The 20272-nt window shown below is 63.3% G+C and carries 20 protein-coding genes; 13 read left to right on the top strand and 7 right to left on the bottom strand.

The window, feature by feature from the left end:
- Positions 1-1638, top strand: a complete 1638-nt coding sequence (gene nadB / locus WBF69_RS02025) for an L-aspartate oxidase (protein WP_424260689.1) — start codon at positions 1-3, stop codon at positions 1636-1638.
- A gap of 12 nt (positions 1639-1650) precedes the next feature.
- On the opposite strand, the gene nadC is transcribed toward nadB, so the two are convergent.
- Positions 1651-2520, bottom strand: coding sequence for a carboxylating nicotinate-nucleotide diphosphorylase (nadC, locus tag WBF69_RS02020; RefSeq protein ID WP_424260687.1), 870 nt, complete (start codon positions 2518-2520; stop codon positions 1651-1653).
- A complete protein-coding gene (gene nadA, locus WBF69_RS02015; RefSeq protein ID WP_424260685.1) occupies positions 2517-3653 on the bottom strand; it encodes a quinolinate synthase NadA in 1137 nt (378 codons plus the stop codon). The genes nadC and nadA overlap by 4 nt, the downstream gene beginning before the upstream one ends.
- A gap of 209 nt (positions 3654-3862) precedes the next feature.
- On the opposite strand from nadA, the gene WBF69_RS02010 reads away from it, so the two are divergent.
- The 4 genes from WBF69_RS02010 (at position 3863) to WBF69_RS01995 (ending at position 7478) form a co-directional block, all read left to right on the top strand.
- Positions 3863-4426, top strand: a complete 564-nt coding sequence (locus WBF69_RS02010; protein ID WP_424260683.1) for a sterol desaturase family protein — start codon at positions 3863-3865, stop codon at positions 4424-4426.
- A 26-nt stretch (positions 4427-4452) separates the two neighbouring features.
- Positions 4453-5091, top strand: coding sequence for a glutathione transferase (yfcF, locus tag WBF69_RS02005; RefSeq protein ID WP_424260681.1), 639 nt, complete (start codon positions 4453-4455; stop codon positions 5089-5091).
- Between the two features lie 261 nt (positions 5092-5352).
- On the top strand, positions 5353-6159 hold the full coding sequence (locus tag WBF69_RS02000) for a motility protein A (RefSeq protein WP_424260875.1): 807 nt from the start codon (positions 5353-5355) through the stop codon (positions 6157-6159).
- On the top strand, positions 6156-7478 hold the full coding sequence (locus tag WBF69_RS01995) for an OmpA family protein (RefSeq protein ID WP_424260679.1): 1323 nt from the start codon (positions 6156-6158) through the stop codon (positions 7476-7478). Before WBF69_RS02000 ends, WBF69_RS01995 begins: the two co-directional genes overlap by 4 nt.
- 27 nt (positions 7479-7505) lie before the next feature.
- Here the strand turns inward: WBF69_RS01995 and WBF69_RS01990 are convergent, their stop codons facing one another.
- Both WBF69_RS01990 and WBF69_RS01985 read right to left on the bottom strand, forming a co-directional pair.
- Entirely contained in the window at positions 7506-7931 is a 426-nt protein-coding gene (locus tag WBF69_RS01990) for a DUF411 domain-containing protein (RefSeq protein ID WP_424260677.1), read from the bottom strand.
- 90 nt (positions 7932-8021) lie between these two features.
- Complete coding sequence (locus tag WBF69_RS01985; protein WP_424260873.1) at positions 8022-8318, bottom strand: acylphosphatase; 297 nt, start codon at positions 8316-8318, stop codon at positions 8022-8024.
- A 157-nt stretch (positions 8319-8475) separates the two neighbouring features.
- Here WBF69_RS01985 and WBF69_RS01980 point away from each other — a divergent pair, with 157 nt between their 5' ends.
- From WBF69_RS01980 to WBF69_RS01970, 3 genes are all read left to right on the top strand, one after another.
- Complete coding sequence (locus WBF69_RS01980; protein WP_424260675.1) at positions 8476-10362, top strand: methyl-accepting chemotaxis protein; 1887 nt, start codon at positions 8476-8478, stop codon at positions 10360-10362.
- A 152-nt stretch (positions 10363-10514) separates the two neighbouring features.
- Complete coding sequence (locus WBF69_RS01975) at positions 10515-11780, top strand: NAD(P)/FAD-dependent oxidoreductase (RefSeq protein ID WP_424260673.1); 1266 nt, start codon at positions 10515-10517, stop codon at positions 11778-11780.
- A 92-nt stretch (positions 11781-11872) separates the two neighbouring features.
- On the top strand, positions 11873-12634 hold the full coding sequence (locus WBF69_RS01970) for an SDR family NAD(P)-dependent oxidoreductase (RefSeq protein ID WP_424260671.1): 762 nt from the start codon (positions 11873-11875) through the stop codon (positions 12632-12634).
- An 83-nt stretch (positions 12635-12717) separates the two neighbouring features.
- On the opposite strand, the gene WBF69_RS01965 is transcribed toward WBF69_RS01970, so the two are convergent.
- Complete coding sequence (locus WBF69_RS01965; RefSeq protein ID WP_424260669.1) at positions 12718-13503, bottom strand: hypothetical protein; 786 nt, start codon at positions 13501-13503, stop codon at positions 12718-12720.
- A gap of 196 nt (positions 13504-13699) precedes the next feature.
- Between WBF69_RS01965 and WBF69_RS01960 the strand changes: the two genes are divergently transcribed.
- The 5 genes from WBF69_RS01960 to WBF69_RS01940 all read left to right on the top strand — a co-directional run bounded on the left by WBF69_RS01960 (position 13700) and on the right by WBF69_RS01940 (position 18511).
- A complete protein-coding gene (locus WBF69_RS01960; RefSeq protein ID WP_424260668.1) occupies positions 13700-14524 on the top strand; it encodes an RsiV family protein in 825 nt (274 codons plus the stop codon).
- 153 nt (positions 14525-14677) lie between these two features.
- The gene (locus tag WBF69_RS01955) at positions 14678-15682 is read left to right on the top strand and encodes a sulfate ABC transporter substrate-binding protein (RefSeq protein ID WP_424260666.1); all 1005 of its coding nucleotides are present in this window, start codon (positions 14678-14680) and stop codon (positions 15680-15682) included.
- A 3-nt stretch (positions 15683-15685) separates the two neighbouring features.
- Positions 15686-16540 (top strand): sulfate ABC transporter permease subunit CysT, encoded by an 855-nt coding sequence (gene cysT / locus WBF69_RS01950; RefSeq protein WP_424260664.1) that lies wholly within the window; start codon positions 15686-15688, stop codon positions 16538-16540.
- 16 nt (positions 16541-16556) lie between these two features.
- Entirely contained in the window at positions 16557-17441 is an 885-nt protein-coding gene (gene cysW, locus WBF69_RS01945; protein ID WP_424260662.1) for a sulfate ABC transporter permease subunit CysW, read from the top strand.
- Positions 17438-18511 carry a sulfate/molybdate ABC transporter ATP-binding protein gene (locus WBF69_RS01940; RefSeq protein ID WP_424260660.1) on the top strand — a complete coding sequence of 358 codons (1074 nt, stop codon included), beginning with the start codon at positions 17438-17440 and terminating at the stop codon, positions 18509-18511. The genes cysW and WBF69_RS01940 overlap by 4 nt, the downstream gene beginning before the upstream one ends.
- Positions 18512-18521: 10 nt before the next feature.
- Here WBF69_RS01940 and WBF69_RS01935 read toward each other — a convergent pair whose 3' ends face one another.
- A complete protein-coding gene (locus WBF69_RS01935; RefSeq protein ID WP_424260658.1) occupies positions 18522-19400 on the bottom strand; it encodes an ankyrin repeat domain-containing protein in 879 nt (292 codons plus the stop codon).
- A gap of 85 nt (positions 19401-19485) precedes the next feature.
- Positions 19486-20262: a TatD family hydrolase gene (locus WBF69_RS01930; protein WP_424260656.1), complete on the bottom strand. Its 777-nt coding sequence runs from the start codon at positions 20260-20262 to the stop codon at positions 19486-19488.
- Positions 20263-20272: the final 10 nt, after the last annotated feature.

The raw sequence follows: 20272 nt of genomic DNA, 5'->3' as shown, positions 1-20272 counted from the left end.
ATGAACCAAGCTCATTACGATGTCCTGATCATCGGCAGCGGCCTGGCCGGCCTGACCGTCGCCCTGCATCTGGCTGCCGATAAAAAGGTGGCCGTGCTGTCGAAAAAGGCCTTGCTCGACGGCGCCAGCAACTGGGCGCAGGGTGGCATTGCCGCCGTGCTGGATTCCCAGGACAGCCATGACAAGCACATGAGTGATACTCAGGTGGCCGGCGCCGGTCTGTGCGATGTGGAAGCCACGCGCCACATCGTCGAACAAGGCCCCTCGGCGATCGATTGGCTGATCGAACTGGGTGTGCCCTTTACGCCTGATCAGGGCGCCGAACTGGGCTTTCACCTGACCCGCGAGGGCGGGCACAGCCAGCGGCGCATCATCCACGCCGCCGACGAGACCGGCCATCTGGTGCAGCTGACACTGGAACAACAAGTTCGCGCGCACCGCAACATTACCTTGCTGGAATACCATTCCGGCGTCGAGCTGATCACCAGCCGCATCCTGGAACCCCAGGCGCCGGCCCGTCCCGAAGCGCCGGCGCGCTGCCTGGGGGCGTATGTCTACGACGAACACAACGACCAGGTGCGCACCATCCTGGCCAGCCATGTGGTGCTGGCCACCGGCGGCGCGGGCAAGGTCTATCTGCACACCAGCAATCCCGATACCTCCACGGGGGATGGCATTGCCATGGCCTGGCGCGCCGGCTGCCGGGTCGCCAATATGGAATTCATGCAATTCCATCCGACCTGCATGTACCACCCGCAGGCTAAATCCTTCCTGATTTCCGAAGCCGTGCGCGGCGAGGGCGGGGTGCTGCGCCTTCCCGCAGGCGCGGGGGCACAGGCGGGCGAACGTTTCATGCAATGGCACGATGAACGACTGGAGCTGGCCCCGCGCGACGTGGTGGCCCGCGCCATCGACTTCGAAATCAAAAAACGCGGCTTGACGCACGTGGAACTGGACATCAGTCACCGGTCGCCTGAATTCATCCGCGAACACTTTCCCTCCATCCATGCGCATTGCCTGGAATTCGGCATCGATATGACGCGCGAGCCGATTCCCGTCGTGCCCGCCATGCACTTCACCTGTGGTGGCGTGGTGATCAATCTGGATGGCCGCACGGACATCCCCGGCTTGTACGCAGTGGGTGAAACCGCGTACACGGGGCTGCATGGGGCTAATCGCCTGGCCAGCAATTCACTGCTGGAATGCCTGGTGATCGGTCGCAATGCCGCGCACGCGATCGACGCCCAGGCAAGGCCCGAGGCCATTGCAGGGCAGGTCCCGGACTGGGATGACAGTCGCGCTCGAGACGGCGCGGAAGCGGTGCTGGTCACCCATGCGTGGGACGAAGTCCGTCGCCTGATGTCCAACTATGTGGGCATTGTGCGCACGCAAAAGCGCCTGAACCGCGCCCGCCAGCGCATCAATCTGCTGGAACAGGAAATCGAGGCCTACTACCAGGAATACCGCGTCACCAGCGATCTGCTGGAATGCCGCAACCTGATCCAGGTGGCGGCGATGGTCGTGGCGGCGGCGCTATCGCGCAAGGAAAGCCGGGGGCTGCACTACTGTCAGGATTACCCCTGGACGCTGCCGCGGGCTTTGCCCACGGTGATGACGCCGGAAGAGGGCTTTCGCTGACAGGATGCGGATTCAAAGAATCCGCATCGAATAATCGACCGCTTTGATGTCCTTGGTCAGGCTGCCGACCGAAATCCGGTCGACGCCCGTCTGCGCGATGGCGCGGACCGTCTCGTGCGTGATGCCGCCGGACGCTTCCAGCAGGGCGCGGCCCTGGTTCAATGCCACCGCTGCCCGCAGATCGTCCAGGGTGAAATTGTCCAGCAGCACGGATACCGCACCGGCATCCAGAGCCTGCTGCAATTCGTCCAGACTTTCGACTTCGATTTGCACCGGCACATCGTAGGGCAGGGCTTGGGCCGCCTGAAGCGCGTGGGCGATCCCACCGGCAGCGGCGATGTGGTTTTCCTTGATCAATACCCCGTCATACAAGGCCAGGCGCTGATTTCGACCGCCGCCGACACGCACGGCATATTTCTGCCCCTGGCGCAGGCCGGGCAACGTCTTGCGCGTATCCAGCACGGTAGCGCGCGTACCGCTGGTCAGATCCGCATAGCGACGAGTGGCGGTCGCCACACCGGAAAATAACTGCAGAAAATTCAGGGCGGTGCGTTCCGCCGTCAGCAGAGCGCGGGCCGGACCGTGCAGCCGACAGACCACCGAACCCGCTTCCATCCAGTCGCCTTCGGCATACGCCCAATCCAGCAGGATGCGCTCGTCGATCCGGTGCATGACGGCTTCGAACCAGGGGGCGCCGCACAGCACCGCCGGTTCGCGCACGATGACCTGGGCGGCTTCGACCTGCTCTTCGGGGATCAGCAGCCCGGTGACGTCGCCGGTACCGATGTCTTCCGCCAAGGCCTGATCGATATGGGCATCGAATGCCGCTTGCAGACCAGGAGGGAAGGGTGCATGGGGATTGCGCAAGGTAGAAGTGCTCATGCAGGGCCTACCTTGGCGAACAGGGCCTGTTCCTGCGCCAGATCGGCGCTGGGGCGGATCTGACGGCGATGGGTCGCCGCGAAATCCAGCATCCGGTCGATGCAGACCTTGGCTTGCCGACCCAGGGCAGGGTCCAAGTGGACTTCGTTGTGATTGAATTCCAGCGCATCTGCAATGCCCTTGAGGGAATTCATGGCCATCCAGGGGCAGTGGGCGCAGCTCTTGCAGGTGGCCGATTCGCCGGCGGTGGGGGCCGCGATGAAAGTTTTACCGGGCGCGGCCAGCCGCATTTTATGCAGCAGCCCCTGATCGGTGGCGACGATGAAGGTCGTGGCCGGAAATTCCGTGACGGCAGCCAGCAGGCGTGACGTGGAACCGACGACGTCCGCCTGGGCCACCACGCCCGCCGGGGATTCCGGGTGCACCAGAATCAGGGCGTCGGGGTGTTCCTGACGCAGCAGGTCGAGTTCGATGCCTTTGAATTCATCGTGCACGGTACAGGAACCCTGCCAAAGCACCATGTCGGCGCCCGTCTGTCGCTGGATGTAGGAACCCAGATGGCGATCCGGCGCCCAGAGGATCTTTTTCCCCTGGCGATGCAGGTCCGCCACGATGTCCAGCCCGATCGAGGACGTTACCATCCAATCGGCCTGAGCTTTTACCGCCGCGCTGGTATTGGCATAGACCACGACGACCCGATCCGGGTGTTGCGCCCGAAACTGGCGAAAGGCGATCGGATCGCAGCCCAGGTCCAGGGAACAGGTCGCATCCAGATCGGGCATCAGGATGCGCTTTTCAGGGCTGAGGATCTTGGCCGTTTCGCCCATGAACCGCACCCCGGACACCACCAGAGTGTCGGCGGCGTGATCGCGTCCGAAGCGCGCCATTTCCAGCGAATCCGACACGCAGCCGCCGGTTTCCTCGGCCAGGTCCTGGATATCGGCATCGACATAATAGTGAGCCACCAACACCGCATTGCGTGATTTCAGCAGGGCGCGGATGCGGTCTTTCTGGAATTCGCGGTCTTCGGGGGACAGGGGAGGGTTGACCCGGGCCCAGGCTTCGGCGACGCCCAGGGTTCCGCTGGCCATGTCCGGGCGGTCGAATTCAACGATTCGGGTACCTGAAGGCATGATGGATGCAAGCTTAAAAAAAGAGAAAATGAACCCAACGATCATACGACAAAGCCACTGGGCATGTCGGCCATCCCCACTGCGGGGCGCGCATCCGCTCGACCAAACTCGCATTCTTTATACGATGGAGTCATCAATCGACGTTTAAGGTTAGGGATTTCCCGAGGGACACCCTATACTGGTAACAGTCCATCGAATATGAGTTCGCCATGGCGCTTTTCAAGCTGGAACAACCTCGGGTCGTGTACTTTGCGGATTTTGTCCTGTACCCCACTGTCATTGCCGGGGGAATCGGGATCATGCTGTGGCGGGATCCCGGCCCGGTCTGGGTCTTGCTGCTGGCGGCGATCCTGGGGTTCTTTGCCTGGAGTCTGATCGAATACGGCCTGCACCGGTTCGTGCTGCACGGTCTGCAGCCTTTCAAGAGGTGGCACGAACAGCACCACCAGCGCCCCTTTGCCTTGATCGGCACGTCCACGCCCGCGAGCCTGCTGCTGTTTGGCGTGCTGGTGTTCTGGCCGCTGTCGCTGGGCACCGATCGTTGGGTGGCGCTGGCCGCCACGCTGGGCGTGGTGACGGGTTACCTGCTGTACACCATCGTCCATCATGCCTCGCATCACTGGAAAGCGCGCTCTGGTTCCTGGATGCAGGCTCGTAAAAAAGACCATGCACGGCACCACCACCCAGGCGTCGAGGGCTGGTATGGCGTCACGACCCCGTTCTGGGATCATGTATTCAGAACCGATTCATGCACGACCACTAAACTACGCTGACCATTTCCTTTGCATGGAGCCTCGCCATGTCTGATTCCCTGATGCTGTACACCGATTCCCGCTTCATCAGCCCGTATGCCATGTCGGTATTCGTGGCCTTGACCGAAAAAGGCTTGACGTTCGAGATGACTCCGGTCGACCTGGGGCGGGGAGAGCAGCGTCAGGCCGCCTACGGCGCGCTGTCCGTGACGGGCAAGGTGCCGGCGCTAGTGCATGACGGCTACGGCCTGGCGGAATCGACCGCGATCATCGAATACGTGAACGAAGCCTTTGCCGGGCCGGCGCTGTTGCCTCAGGATCCCCGGCAGCGCGCCAGGGCTCGCCAGATTCAGGCCTGGGTGCGTTCGGACCTGATGCCCTTGCGTCAGGAACGATCATCGGAAATTTTGTTCGAGCGCCCATCCCAAACTTTGCCACCTCTTGGCGACGGCGCCCGCCAGGCCGCCGACAAACTGATTCAGGTCGCCGAACAACTGCTGCCGGCGGCAGGCAAATCACTATTCGGCGCCTGGTGCATCGCCGACTTCGATCTGGCGTTCATGCTGAACCGTTTAGTGTCAGGCGGGGATACGGTGCCACAAAGACTGGCCGACTATGTGCACCACCAGTGGGCCAGATCCTCGGTGCAGCGCTGGGTGGGCTTCAACGAAAGGCAGCGGGCGTGATGTCGATGCCGGTGTCCCGCCGATATGCCGTTCTGATCGGCAGCGACAGGACGGCATGACCATGCATGGCCACTGCCATTTATGACTTTACATAATACACATTATACGAATTACCTGAGGGCTTGGAATCCAGCTCATCCGGGCATTCCTGCTTGAACAGCATGCCGATGGTGACGCTCATTGCCGGTATGGCCTCAAGGCGGATCACGGTAAGATGCTAACTTCCTTGTTCTTCTGCAGGCCTTGCTGACCGCCATGCGTATCAATCCTTCGACTCTGATCGGCATCGTCGCCAGCATCTTGCTGTTGGCTGTCGTCCTGGCGTTTTCCACGGAAGATCCCCAGCTGTTCATCGATCTGCCCGGCCTGGGTATCGTGCTGCTGGGTACGGCAGCGGCGACGTTCATCGCCTATCCGCTGCGTGAAGTCATGCGCATCTTCGGCCTGATGCGCAGCGTCGTGCACAACGAAAAACTGCATGTGGACCGCGACCTGGAAGATCTGGTGGCCATCGCCAAGATCTGGATGCAAAGCGACATCCGCTCTGTTGAACAGGCGCTGGAAAAAGTCTCCAATCCCTTTTTGCGCAGCGGCGTGCAGCTGGTCATCGACAATGTCCCGGAACAGGACATCATCGATCTGCTGCAATGGCGCACCGCCCGCATGAAAGCCAAAGAACACGCCGAAGCACAGCTGTTTCGCGTCATGGCGGGCTTTGCGCCGGCCTTTGGGATGGTCGGCACACTGGTCGGCCTGGTGAATCTGCTGTTCCTGCTGGGCGGCGGCGACATTACCGCCATCGGGCGGCAGATGGCTCTGGCCCTGATGACCACGTTCTACGGGGTGCTGCTGGCCAATCTGGTCTTCAAACCCATCGCCGTCAAGCTCGAACGCCGCACGGAACAGCGGCTGGTGCTGATGAACACCATCATGCAAGGCATTTCCATGATGAGCCAGAAACGCAGCCCCACGCTGATGCGCGAAACGCTCAAAGCCTTCGTCGCCGATGTGCGCGACGAAATCAAGGACAGTGATTCCGCGCCCCGCACGGCGGAACAGACCTCATGAAATCCGGGCCGCTTGAACTGCAACCCGCCCGCGAGTTCGCGCAGCGCATGCACGAACTCGAGGCCGAACTGCAGCGGGCCCGCCAGGCGCAGCGCCGCCTGAAGGCCCATCCCGATTCCGCCGCACGCTGGGGGCTGGAAGCCGGTGCGCCGCTTCAGCAGGAAGAAGGCTGGTTTCTGACGTATCTGGACATGATGACGCTGCTGCTGGTCGCCATGATCGTCATGCTGGCGTTCTCCGGCACCCTGGCGCGACACGACCAGCCAGGCGCAGCGGCGCCCGCTCCCATCGTGGCGGCGGCCCCCGCATCCACGAAAGACCCCGCCCCGCAGGCTGCGTCCGCCCTGCCCGACCCGACACCAGCCGACACGCTGCCGACCGACATCCCTGCTCCGGATGTTGCGTCCCCCTACCCGGCTGCTCCCGATTCCGCCTTCGAGCAATCCGGCTATCCCCCGGCTTCTGTCGCTGCGCTGGCATCCGCCTATCCGACGCCGATGGACCTGGCGCCGAAACCCGCACCGGTTCCTGAACCGGCGCCCGAACCCGCTATTCAGACAGCCCCGCCTGCATCAGAACCCGCGCCCGCCGCTGCACCTGCCGCCACAGAACCCGCCGCGACGCCTGCGCCTCACGGCGCGGCGGTCGCTTCCCCGGCAGCGGAATCCGCCACACCGCCAACGGCGGAAGCCAAGACACCGCCGACCGCCGCACCAGCGTCGGTGCAGAACACGTCCCAGACGCCCCCGCCGGCCCCTCATGCACAATCCGCCCCGCCCGCGCCGCCGGCGGATGACTCGCATTCCGAAGGCGAATCCCTGGCGGCGGCCCTGCCGCTGGACGAACTGGGCAGCGAGGTTGAGGTCATCATCAATCAGCGCTCGGTGAGCCTGCGCATCAATAATGAAATCCTCTTTGGCACCGGCCAGGCGGATCTCAGCCCGCACGGGCTGGCGGTGCTCAAGCGCATGGCCGAAGTCTTATCCAAGGACGGCTACGACATCGTGGTCGAGGGGCATACCGATTCCGTGCCGGTCCGCAATAACGGGCGCTACCCGTCCAACTGGGAGTTGTCCACCGCCCGGGCGGGCAGCGTGGTGCGCTATCTCGAAGCCAACGGCATCGACAAGGCGCACCTGAAGGCGGTCGGCTATGCGGATACCCGGTCGATCGCCAGCAATCGGACAGCCGATGGGCGGGCGCGCAACCGCCGGGTGGAACTGGTCGTTGAAAAGCCCGCAGCTGGCGATGCGCCCAAGGCATCGGCCCAGCCCAAGCCTGCCGATGGGGCGCCGCCTGGCGCGGGACGCCCGAACTGATCCGTCGGGATCAGCCCGGACCGGGGCTTAGTCCCGGGAAAACGGCTTGCCCTGGAAGTCCACTGTCACCAGATTGCCGTCCAGCGCGCCCATGCCGGGCGCGTTCTGGGGCATGCCGGGCGCAGCCACACCTCGCACCTGAGGCGCGGCCAGCAGCTTGCGCACCACCGATGCCGGCACATGGCCTTCGACGATCTGGCCGCTGGATTCGATTTTGGCCGTATGGCAGGACGCCAGTTCCATCGGGACGCCTGACTGGGTCTTGATCTGCACGATATCGTTCGTCAACACCTCGCGGACGTCGAAGCCTTCGGCCCGCATGTGTTCCGCCCAGCCGTGGCAGCAACCGCAATTCGGATCCTGGTGAACCGTGATGGCTTGGCCTGCATGGACGTTCAGGCCCATGCCCAGCGTGCCGATGGCCAACAGGCCGGACAGTGAAAGGGATTTCATAAGATGTATTTCTTGGTCGTGGAAAGGATGCAGGATTGGACGCACTTGACGCGGATTAGTTCCTGTAACGTGATGAACAGCCCCTGATCCCTACATTTGTTCAAAACGATCATAGTGCCGTTCGGTCTGGATTTCCTGGTGCTGAACGTGGGTGACTTGTGCCGCCGGCGGCCCTTGCAGCAACCAGGACAGCATCTGATCGACTTCCGCATGATTCCCCTGCAGCAGCGCTTCCACGCGGCCATCGGGCACATTGCGCACCCAGCCGCCCAGCTTCAAATCGTGCGCGCGCCGCACGGTGGCCGCCCGGAATCCCACCCCCTGGACTTTGCCTTCGATGAAGACCGACAGGGTTTCGAGCGTATGAGAAGGATGCAGATGTTTCATGGTCAGCAGGACGAGGTGGGGCAAGGAATACGCGTTAATCAGCCAAAGGCGACGACAAGGCAATCACTACAATACGCCCGGTCCTCAGGATTGTCGTAACTCCTTATCAGGACTTTCAATAAACTCATTCTTCTTTATATCTATAGGAAATTAGGCCGTGGGTATTCGTTCCTTATCCATTCGCGCCAAAGTTGTGCTGGCGTCGACACTGACGATTGCGGTCGCCATGATTTTGCTGGCGACGGCTAACGTTCTGTCCGCTCAGCAAACCATCAAAGACCTGGTCGGATCACAGACCAGCAGCCTGATCCACAGCAACGCGCGCGAAATCGAAAGCTGGGCCCGAGACAAGACCGACATCCTGGTCTCGCTGACCCCGGTGGCCTTGTCGGAGCAACCCGAATCATACCTGCAACAAGCGCAGCAATCGGGGCGCTTCCTGCAGACTTATGTAGGCCGGGCGGGAATCCCGCAGATGAAGTCCAATGCGCCGATGAATCTGCCGCCGGACTATGACCCCGGCAAACGCCCCTGGTACATGGACGCGACCAAGGCCGGCAAACCCATTCTGACGACCCCCTATCAGGACGCCGCGTCCGACGCCCTGGTCCTGAGCGTCGCCGTGCCGCTGCAGGCCAATGGCAAGACCCAGGCAGTAATCGCCGGCGACATCACCCTGGACGACATCATTGCCAGCACGCGCGCCCTGCGCCCGACTGAAAACAGCTTCGCCTATCTGGTGGCGGGCGACGGAAAAATCATCGCCCACCCCGATCCGGGGCTTACCCTGAAGCCCGCCACCGATGTGTTCCCGCGCTACGACGTCCCACGCCTGCGCACACTGGCCGATCACCCAGGCGAGATGGGCGACACCATCATCGCCGGCCCCGTCTATTGGCTATCGGCCACGCGCATCCAGGGTACGGACTGGACGCTGGTGATAGCGCTGAACCAAGATGACGTGCTGGCCGGGGTGCGCCAAATGCGCACCCAAGCCATCATCACCGGCGTGCTGATGATTCTGCTGGCCGCCGCAGTGCTGGCAACCCTGACACGCGTATTGTTGCGTCGCCTGGGCAACTTGAAAGACGCCTTGCAGGACATCGCTTCCGGCGAAGGCGACCTGACCCGGCGCCTGGACCAAACCGGCCAGGACGAACTGGCCCAGGTCGGCGCCTCGTTCAACCAGTTCGTGGACAAGATCGCCGGCACGCTGCGCAGCATCCGCCAGACCACGGATTCCGTGCATATCGCATCCGACGAGATTGCCGCCGGCAATACCGATCTGGCGCGCCGCACCGAAGGCGCTGCCGCCAGCCTGCAGGAAACTTCCAGCTCCATGGAAGAACTCTCCAGCACGGTCAAACAGACGGCCGATGCCGGCAACGCCGCCGTGGCCCTGGCCGACAGCGCGCGCGACGCGGCCAACCAGGGCGGCGCCCTGATGAACCAGGTCGTCGAAACCATGCAGGCCATCAACGACAACGCCGGCAAGATCGGCGACATCATCGGCGTGATCGACAGCATCGCCTTCCAGACCAATATCCTGGCGCTGAACGCCGCGGTCGAGGCGGCCCGCGCGGGCGAACATGGCAAAGGCTTTGCCGTGGTGGCATCCGAGGTCCGCGCCCTGGCGCAGCGCAGCGCCCAGTCTGCCCGCGAGATCAAGGGACTGATCGACACCAACGTCACCCAGGTGTCGCATGGCGGCGAACAGGTCCGTCAGGCAGGCGCGGCCATGGACAAGATCGTCTCCGAAGTGCAGCGCGTGACCGATATCATCAACGAGATCAAGGTCGCCACCAACGAGCAGAGCCTGGGAATCAGCCAGATCGAAATCGCCGTCCAGCAACTGGATGGGGCCACTCAGCAAAATGCTGCTCTGGTGCAGGAATCCGCAGCCGCTGCCGACAGCCTGCGCGACCAGGCGCAGACCCTGGCGCGGGCCGTGGCAGGCTTCCGGCTGGATGCGCAGTCGGCGGATGGCGCTCATGCCGGCCAGCCGGGTGCCATCCGGCATGCCCTGCCCGCGCCGCGCAAATAGCGTATCCCCCTGACGCAGGATGGGTTGTTGTCGAAATCAGTCATATCGACATAGCCCATCCATCGTTTTGTTTCATCTGCTGACTGCCTAGAATGGCGTCATCGCCTGCCGTGCCGTCCGCACCAGGCTCCCCTGACCCATTCGAGGCCTTCATGAGCAAACCCGCGTCGTCCATCCGCAAGCACACGGTCGTGATTATCGGCGCCGGCACCGGCGGAGCCGCCGTGGCCGCCCGCCTGCGCCGCAATCAATCCGATCTGGATATCGCCGTCATCGACCCTTCCCGCCACCACGACTACCAGCCGGCCTGGACGCTGGTGGGCGGCGGCGCCTATCGGGCGGAAGACACGCGGCGCACCCTGCACGACTGCCTGCCCGCCGGCGTGCGTCACATTGCTCATCGCGTCGAGCGTCTGCTGCCTGACGAACGCCAGATCGTGCTGGACGATGACAGCCGAGTGACCTATGACTATCTGGTCGTGGCCGCTGGCATTCAGATCAACTGGCAGGCGATCGACGGCCTCAGCGAAGCGCTGGGCAAAAACGGCGTCACCAGCAACTACCGCTATGATCTGGCCCCTTATACATGGGAATTGGTCCGCCAGTTCCAGGGCGGCAATGCCGTCTTCACTCAGCCTGCAGGCGCGGTGAAATGCCCTGGCGCGCCGCAAAAAGCCTTGTATCTGGCAGCGGATCATCTTCGCCGCCGCGGCATCACATCCGCCAAGCTGCAATTCCGCTCGGGCGGAGCATCGATCTTTGGCATCCCCTTTTATGCCCAGGCGCTGGATAAGGTCATGGCGTCTTACGGAGCGGATCCGCATTACGGCAACAATCTGATCCAGGTGCGCGGCGAGGACAAAATCGCCGTCTTCGAATCCGTGGTGGACGGTCAGACCGTGCGCGAGGAAGTCGCGTACGACATCCTGCACGTGGTGCCGCCGCAAAGTGCGCCTGATTTCATTCGCGAAAGCCCGCTGGCCGATGCCAATGGCTGGCTGGAAGTCGACAAGCAGACCCTGCGCCACCCCCGCTATCCGAACGTGTTCGGGCTGGGCGACTGCACGTCCACCCCCAACAGCAAGACAGCGGCTGCCATCAAGAGCCAGGCGCCGGTCTTGACCTGCAATCTGCTCAGCGCCCTGCGCGGCGCGGGCAATGTGGAATCATATGACGGCTATGCCGCCTGCCCTTTGACGACCTCGCGGGGCAAGGTGCTGCTGGCGGAATTCACCTACGGCGGCACGATCACCCCCAGCCTGCCGCTGGACCCGCGTGTGCCCCGGCGCTTTTACTGGTGGCTCAAACGCTCGCTGCTGCCCTGGTTCTACTGGAATATCCTGATCAAGGGACGCGGCCTGCCCGTCACGCACAAACTGCGCCAGTTCCCTGCCGGGGCACCCTCGGTCCAGCCCTGATGGACAAGGCCCGGCACCCCGCCGATGCCGGGCGAATCCTTCTGCTAGGATGATGCTTTTCATTCATCCCGTTTGTTGCGCAAAGGATCACCATGTCTAAGATCGCTCTGGTCACCGGCGCGTCCGCCGGTTTCGGCGCCGCCATTTCCCGTCGCCTGATTGCCGAAGGCTATACCGTTGTCGGCGCGGCGCGCCGCCTGGATCGCTTGCACACCTTGCAGGCGGAACTAGGTAGCGCCTTTCACCCGTTGGTGATGGACGTGACCGATGCCGCAGCCATCGACCAGGGCTGCGCCTGGATCGCGCAACAATTTCCAGGCCTGGATCTGCTGGTGAACAACGCTGGCTTGGCGCTGGGCGTGGCGCCCGCACAAGAAGCCTCCCTGAACGACTGGGAACGCATGATCGCCACCAACGTGCTGGGTCTGACGCGACTGGTGCACGCGGTGTTGCCTGGCATGGTGAAGCGCAATCAGGGGCATATCGTCAATATCGGGTCCACGGCAGGCAGCCATCCCTATCCGGGCGGCAATGTCTACGGGGCGACCAAGGCCTTCGTGCGGCAGCTCAGCCTGAATTTGCGCGCCGATCTGTGGGGCACCCAGGTGCGGGTGACCAATATCGAACCGGGGCTGTGCGGCGGCACTGAATTCTCTTTGGTGCGCTTGGGCGACACCGACCGCGCGGCTGCCGTCTACGAAGGCGCCGATCCCTTGACGGCGGACGACATTGCCGATGCCGTCGTCTGGACGGCCACCCGTCCAGCCCGCGTCAACATCAATACGCTGGAACTGATGCCGGTATCGCAGTCCTTTGCGGGGTTGAAGATCCACCGCGAGACGCCGGCTGCTTGATTACGCGCCCACCTCGCCGCCTGCATGCGGCGCGGATTCATCAGGCGCAACACAGTCCGCAGGGGGCTGTGTTGCGTCCGGACTCATCCTCGTATCAGCAGCAGTGATAGAGATTCCGGCTGGATCTGGTTGGTGCCCATGAAGGGGCGGTCGAACGACATGATCAGGTAAAGCGTGGCGCCGAAACTGAGGGAAAACAGCAACATCGCTATGGCCAGCGACCGCCGTTGGTGCAGATGCAGTTCACACAGCACGCAGGCGGCGACGAACAGCAGCATCAGCACCACGGTTCCTTTTGCGGACATGATCCCCGGACTGCGCGCAATCAGCAGCCGATCATCGCGAGCTCTTTCGATGTCATGCGCATAGCGCCGCAGTTCTTCTGCGGCGCGGCGCTGGCCCAGCCGATCGGCTGCGGCCTCGATCTGCACGGATGCGACGACCAGCGCTTCCAGCAAGTCCTCGGCGGCCGGGCTCCAACGACCTGACGACATGATCGGCCATTCATTTTCGACTACCTCGCGGATGTAGTCGTCGGTCAAACCCGTGACGTTTTCACGTTGATCGCCAGGCAGGAATTTGGCAACGCGCAGCACGTCGATCACGGCGCTGGCCTCGTGCTCGACGGCGGCATGACCCTTGGCATCCTGCTGCCAGATATCCGCCGCCACCAAGGCAACGACCATGCCCGTAGGCACCAGAATGCCCGACAGCATGGTAGCGACCATATTGTGCCCGTGGGGTCCGGGCGGCCAGAAGCGGCGCAAGGCGCTCATCATGCCCAGGGCAGCAACGGTAATCAGACCGACAAACAGCACGCACGCCACAAACTTGAGCCATGCGGGCAGCAGATGGATGAACTCGAACACGGGCGCCTCGTGAGTGGTTGGAAGCTGGAGGAGGTGGCTTGGATATGTTCAGGCTGGCATGCTGCGATGCGGGTTGTGGTAGATTCTGATCATGGACTCTCCCGGATGGAAAGCCCATATTATCCACGATTAGGCTGGCTGAAACCCTCTCTCCGCCAACGATCTTGCACACGTATCACCCTCCTCGATGAGCCCCATGCCGATACACTCGCCGTCTACACCCCGCTCGCCGTTTGCCTGGCGCGTCGCCCTGCCCGTCTTGGCGACGGCGCTGGCGCTGGCTGGTTGCGCCAGCGGGCCGCAGGACAACCTTTCCTTGATCCCGGCGCAGTTGGATCAGCAAACGCAGCAGCAAGGCCTGTTCGTACAGCCCGTGAAATGGACGGCGCAACGCCCTGGCTGCACAGGCGACTGCCCCAAGCTGGTCGTCGATTCCCTGGCCTTCCCGGGGCACCCACGCCTGACGGAACTCGTGGATCATGCCTTGGCCGCCATGACCTGGCTGGATGCACAGCGCCCGGCGCCATACGATACCGTGCTGGCCTACCAGGACTATTTCTGGAAAACCGCTGGATTGCGCGATGAAACCCAGCTCGCGGCCCGCACCCGCTATCGCAACAACCGCCTGACCGTGGTCGAATTGAATGCCGGCCAGTACCGCACCGGCATGGCGCATGGGATGACGGGATCGCAGTTTCTGAACTGGGACAACCAAACCGAAAAAGCGCTGACCATTGATCATCTGCTGGCGCCCGGCGCACGCCCGGCCTTCGACGAGGCCTTGAAAAAAGCACATGCCATCTGGCTGCAAAGCCACCGCGATGCCGTCCAGAGCCTCGACACCTTTTCCCGCATGTGGCCTTTCGTGTCCAGCGACAATGTGGCGTTGACCGACCAGGGCGTGGTCGTGAAATACCAGCCCTATGAAATCGCCCCCTATGCCTGGGGCCAGCCCGAACTGCTGATCCCCTACCCCGCGCTGCAAGGCATTCTGCGCCCGGCCTTCCTGCCGCCCACCTGATCGGCGTCGGCGCCATCCCCGGCGGGGTATACCTATATAGCAGGGCCGCATTATGCGCGCCCTTCATATCGTTTGACGAAACGATTCGTTCAATCTCAGGCCGGAACTCCTTAAGCTGGTATCTCGATTCACTGGAATGACGAGACACCCTTGATGCGATTGCGCTTGCTGCTGACCCTGGCAGCAGCTGTCGGCCTGGCGAGCATGGCCCATGCCGCCGACCTGACGCTGCTGAATGTTTCCTACGACCCCACCCGCGAACTGTACCAGGCCTACAACCAGGCCTTCGCCCAGTACTGGCAGGACAAGACCGGGGATCACGTCACGATCCGCCAATCACACGGGGGATCCGGCAAGCAGGCGCGTTCCGTCATCGACGGTCTGCAGGCCGATGTCGTCACCCTGGCCCTGGCGCCGGATATCGACGCGATTGCCGCCCGTGGGCCCATCCGCGCGGATTGGCAGTCGCAACTGCCCGAACACAGCGCCCCCTACACATCCACCATCGTGTTCCTGGTGCGCAAGGGCAATCCCAAAGGCATACATGACTGGCCCGACCTGATCCAGCCAGGCGTGCAGATCATCACCCCGAATCCCAAGACCTCAGGCGGCGCCCGCTGGAACTACCTGGCGGCCTGGGGCTATGCCCTGCGCCAGCCGGGGGGCGATGAAGCCAAGGCGCGGCAGTTCGTCAGCCAGATCTACCGGCAGGTGCCGGTGCTGGATTCCGGTGCGCGCGGAGCGACGACGACCTTCGTCGAACGCGGCATCGGTGATGTCTTGTTGAGCTGGGAAAATGAAGCGTTATTGGCCATCCAGGAATTGGGCCCCGACAAGGTGGATATCGTCGTGCCATCCGTCAGCATCCTGGCCGAACCGCCTGTGGCCGTGGTGGACAAGGTCGTGGATGCCAAGGGCACCCGTCTTGTGGCGCAGGCCTACCTGAGCTACCTGTATTCCGAGGCCGGCCAGGAAATTGCGGCGACACACTACTATCGCCCCACCCTGCCCGCAGTCGCCCAACGTCATGCCGGGCAGTTCCCGCCGGTCGAGCTGTTCAGACTGAGCGATGTGGCGGCCAACTGGGCCGAGGCGCAAAAGCGGCACTTCGCCGATGGCGGTACCTTCGATCAAATCTATCAACCGGGCGAGCACTGAACCATGCCGCGCCCGCCTGTCTTGCGCGCCTTCGTGCGTCCCGTCCTGCCAGGGCGCAATCTGACCCTGGGTCTGACCCTGAGCTATCTGGGGCTGATAGTCCTCTTGCCCCTGTCCGCCGTTGTCTTGAGTGCCGGCACGATGGGGATGGACGCCTTCTGGCGAGCGGTCAGCGCCCCCAGGGTGCTGGCCTCGTACCGCCTCAGTTTCGGCAGCGCTTTGCTGGCGGCGGCGGTGAACGTCGCCTTTGGCGGCATCGTCGCCTGGGTGCTGGTGCGCTACCGCTTTCCCGGCAAACGTCTGATCGACGCGCTGGTGGACCTGCCCTTCGCCTTGCCGACCGCCGTCGCGGGGATCGCCCTGACCGCGCTGTACGCCCCCAAAGGCTGGCTGGGAGGATTGCTGGCGCCGCTGGGCATCCAGGTCGCCTTCAAACCGCTGGGCGTCGTGGTGGCGCTGATCTTCATCGGCCTGCCGTTTGTGGTGCGCACCGTTCAACCGGTGCTGGAAGACATGGCCGCCGAATACGAGGAGGCCGCCAGCAGCCTGGGGGCCTCGCGCCTGCAGGTCTTCGCCCGCGTGGTATTCCCGACCATCCTGCCGGCGCTGCTGACGGGTTTCGCCTTGGCCTTCGCCAGAGCAGCGGGTGAATATGGATCGGTCATTTTCATCGCCGGCAACATGCCCATGGTGTCCGAAATCGCGCCCCTCCTGATCATCACCAAGCTTGAGCAGTACGACTACGCGGGCGCCACGGCCATCGCCGTGGTGATGCTGGGCATCTCATTTACCCTGCTGCTGCTGATCAACCTGCTGCAGGCCTGGGTGCGCCAACACTCGACTGCCCGTCCGGATTAAGGATGCACCCCACGCCATGACTGCCATCGCACTCGATCCCGTCAGCCTGAGCGCAACGCGCCCGGATGCTGAAGGCCGCTGGGTCCGTCTGATCCTGATGGGCACCGCCTTTGTCTTTCTGCTGCTGTTTCTGTTCATTCCCCTGCTGGCAGTCTTTCACGCGGCACTGGCCAAGGGCTGGGCGGCCTGCATGGCGGCGATCACCGACCCCGATGCGCTGGCCGCCGTCCGCCTGACCCTGACAGCGGCAGGCATTGCCGTGCCCCTGAATCTGGTGTTCGGGGTATGCGCGGCCTGGTCGGTCACCCGTTTCGAATTCCGGGGCAAGCACCTGCTGATCACCCTGATCGATCTGCCCTTTTCAGTATCCCCCGTGATTGCGGGCCTGATCTACGTGCTGCTGTTCGGCGCTCAGGGCTGGTTCGGCGCCTGGCTGCAGGCGCACGACATCCAGATCCTGTTTGCCGTGCCCGGCATCGTGCTGGCCACGGTGTTTGTCACGGTTCCGTTTGTGGCGCGCGAACTGATTCCGCTGATGCAGTCTCAGGGCAGCGACGAGGAAGAAGCCGCCATCGTGCTGGGCGCATCCGGCTGGCGGGTGTTTTGGCACGTTACCCTGCCCAATATCCGCTGGGGCCTGTTCTATGGCGTCATCCTGTGCAACGCCCGCGCCATGGGCGAATTCGGCGCGGTATCGGTGGTGTCCGGCCATATTCGCGGCCTGACCAACACCCTGCCCTTGCACGTGGAGATTCTATACAACGAATACAACTTCGCCGCGGCCTTTTCCGTGGCATCCCTATTGGCGCTGTTGGCGTTGCTGACCCTGGCCCTGAAATCCCTGGCGGAATGGCATTTGCATGCTCAGGCCGCCCACACCGCATCGGAACTGTCCTCATGAGCATTGAAGTCCGCCACATCCACAAGCAGTTTGGCGCTTTCACGGCGCTGAACGATGTGTCTCTGGCCTTTCCCGATGGCCGCCTGACGGCCTTGCTGGGGCCATCGGGCTGCGGCAAGACCACCCTGCTGCGCATCATCGCCGGGCTGGAGCATCCCGACCAGGGCCAGGTGCTGCTGCACGGGCTGGATGCGTCTCGCACGCATGTGCGCCAGCGCCAGGTCGGCTTCGTCTTTCAGCACTATGCCTTGTTCAAACATATGACGGTGTTTGAGAACGTCGCCTTCGGCCTGCGCGTCAAGCCGCGCCGGGATCGGCCCTGCGAACGCCAGATTCGGGACAAGGTCATGGGACTGCTGGATCTGGTGCAACTGGCCTGGCTGGCCGACCGCCGTCCGGCAGCCTTATCGGGCGGGCAACGTCAGCGTATCGCCCTGGCGCGGGCGCTAGCGGTAGAGCCGCGCGTCCTGCTGCTGGACGAACCCTTTGGCGCACTGGATGCCAAGGTCCGCAAAGAACTGCGCCGCTGGCTGCGGCGGCTGCACGATGAACTGCACATGACCAGCCTGTTTGTCACTCATGACCAGGAAGAAGCCCTGGAAGTCGCCGATGAAGTCGTCATCATGAACAAGGGCCGGGTCGAGCAGTGCGGCGCGCCGCAAACCGTGTATGACCAGCCGGAAACCGCCTTCGTCTACGGCTTTCTGGGCCATGTGAATCTGTTTCATGGCCGTGTGCGCGACGGGCGGCTGCATACGGGGGGCGCCGCGTTTGAAATGCCGGGCCTGGATGGCGCTGCCGACGCGCCGGGCACCGCCTATGTGCGGCCTCACGACATCCAGATCGAACCGGTGCCGACGGCTGGGCAGTCGCCCTCGGACACAGGCCTGCTGGTCGATCTGCAGCGCGCTCATGCCTTCGGGCCTTTGGCCCAGTTGGAACTGCGGCGCGAAGACACGCAGGAAATCATCGAAGTCGTGATGCCCAGCCGGGAATTCGACCAGATCCGGGCGCAGGGCCATCGACGCTTCATCGCCCGGCCCCGTCATGCCCGTATTTTTTTGAATTAATGCCCCTGCGTCACGGGGTATCCTCGAAACGGTTCAGGTCGAAATAACGCGAGAACGAGGATTGCTCTTCTGCCGCCTTGGGAACCGCTTTAGGCGTCGCCTGATTGACCGCGGCATCCGGCGCTGTCGGGGCGCTGGCTGCAGGCCCTTGCCGGCGTTGCGCCACCTTGTCAGCCAGGGTTTCCAGCTGGGCCGCCAGCGCCGTGTGATTGCGCTTGAGCGCCCAGGCGGCGGCGGTTTCGTGCGCCGCATTGAACATGGTTGGATCGGCGCCATGCGACAACAGCAACTGCGCCATGTCCGGATTGCCCGACAGGGCCGCCATCATCAGGGGCGTAGTGCCGTCCGGCCCCGGCGCATTGACGATCGCGCCCCAGTCGATCAGTTGACGGGCCATGGCGATCTGCGCCTTGGACGCGGCGTAATGCAGCGGCGTCCACCCCAGGCGATTGACCTGGGCGCCTGCGCGGATCAAGGCTGCCGCACGACCCGTTTGCCCCAGGATGGACAGGTACATCAAAGCGGTCTCGTCGCGGGCATTGGGCTGATCGACTTGCACGCCGGGCGCGATCAGCAGCACATCGAAGACGCGCCAGGACTGATCGCGGGCGGCCTGCGTCAAGGCCGGATTGCCCTGTTGGCTAAACGCGGTCGGGTCCGTGCCCCGCAGCAACATGCCCTGGACAGTGGAAAGGTCATCGCGGCGGATGGCCGACCACCAGTCCGAGGTCGGCGCCGTCTGAGCGTGGACCGCCGGCGCGCTCAGCAAACCGACCAGCGCCAGCATCAGCAGCCGCGCGCTTCCGATCCGCACGACGGTCGCGATGCGCGAAACCGGCGCCCGCAGGATGGACATCCAGGGATATGGCGTTTCTTGATAAAACGACATGGCGAAAGACCTCCAACAAGAAAAGTGCAGGCGGCGCATGAACGCTGCCCGCCCCGCTGCCGGGCGCGTGAGCGACCGGGTGCCGCTAGCGCGGAATTTTATCGAACAAGGCGAAGTAGTTGTCCGTCGTGGCCTGTTCGATGGCAGAGACCGGCACGCCCCGCAATTCAGCGATTTTTTCCGCCACGTGAATGACCTTGGACGGATCGTTGAGCTTGCCGCGATACGGCACCGGCGCCAGGTACGGGGAATCGGTTTCGATCAGCATGCGATCCAGCGGCACTTTGCGCGCCACATCCTGCAGCGACACCGCGTTCTTGAACGTCACGATACCCGAAAAGGAAATATAAAAACCCAGATTCATGGCCGCCCGCGCGACTTCCCACGATTCGGTGAAGCAGTGCATCACCCCGCGATCGGCGTGTTCCTCGCGCATCAGGCGGATCGTGTCGTCGGCTGCGGAACGGGTGTGGATGATCAGCGGCAGCCCCGTCTGCCGGGCGGCCCGGATATGGGTGCGAAAGCGCTCGCGCTGCCAATCCAGGGGTTCCGCCAGCCGGTAGTAGTCCAGCCCGGTTTCGCCGATGGCCACGACCTTGGAGTGCGCCGCCCTGGTCAGCAGGTCGTCCAAAGTCGGCTCTGCCGTATCGTCGTCTTCGGCATCGTTGTCCGGGTGCACGCCAACCGAGGCATACAGATGGGGGTGGGCCTCGACCAGCGCCATCAGCCCCGGCCAGTCGCGCAGATTGACGCTGACCACCAAAGCGTGGCCGACGTTGTTGGCCTGCATATTGCTCAAGACTTCCGGCAGCTTGGCCGTCAGGTCGGGAAAGTTCAGGTGGCAATGAGAATCGACGTACATATCAGGATCG

The sequence above is a fragment of the Castellaniella sp. genome (assembly GCF_049673105.1).
GTDB lineage: Bacteria > Pseudomonadota > Gammaproteobacteria > Burkholderiales > Burkholderiaceae_B > Castellaniella.
The sequence above is the reverse complement of the archived record's forward strand: the minus strand, read 5'-3'. Positions and strand labels throughout refer to the sequence as shown.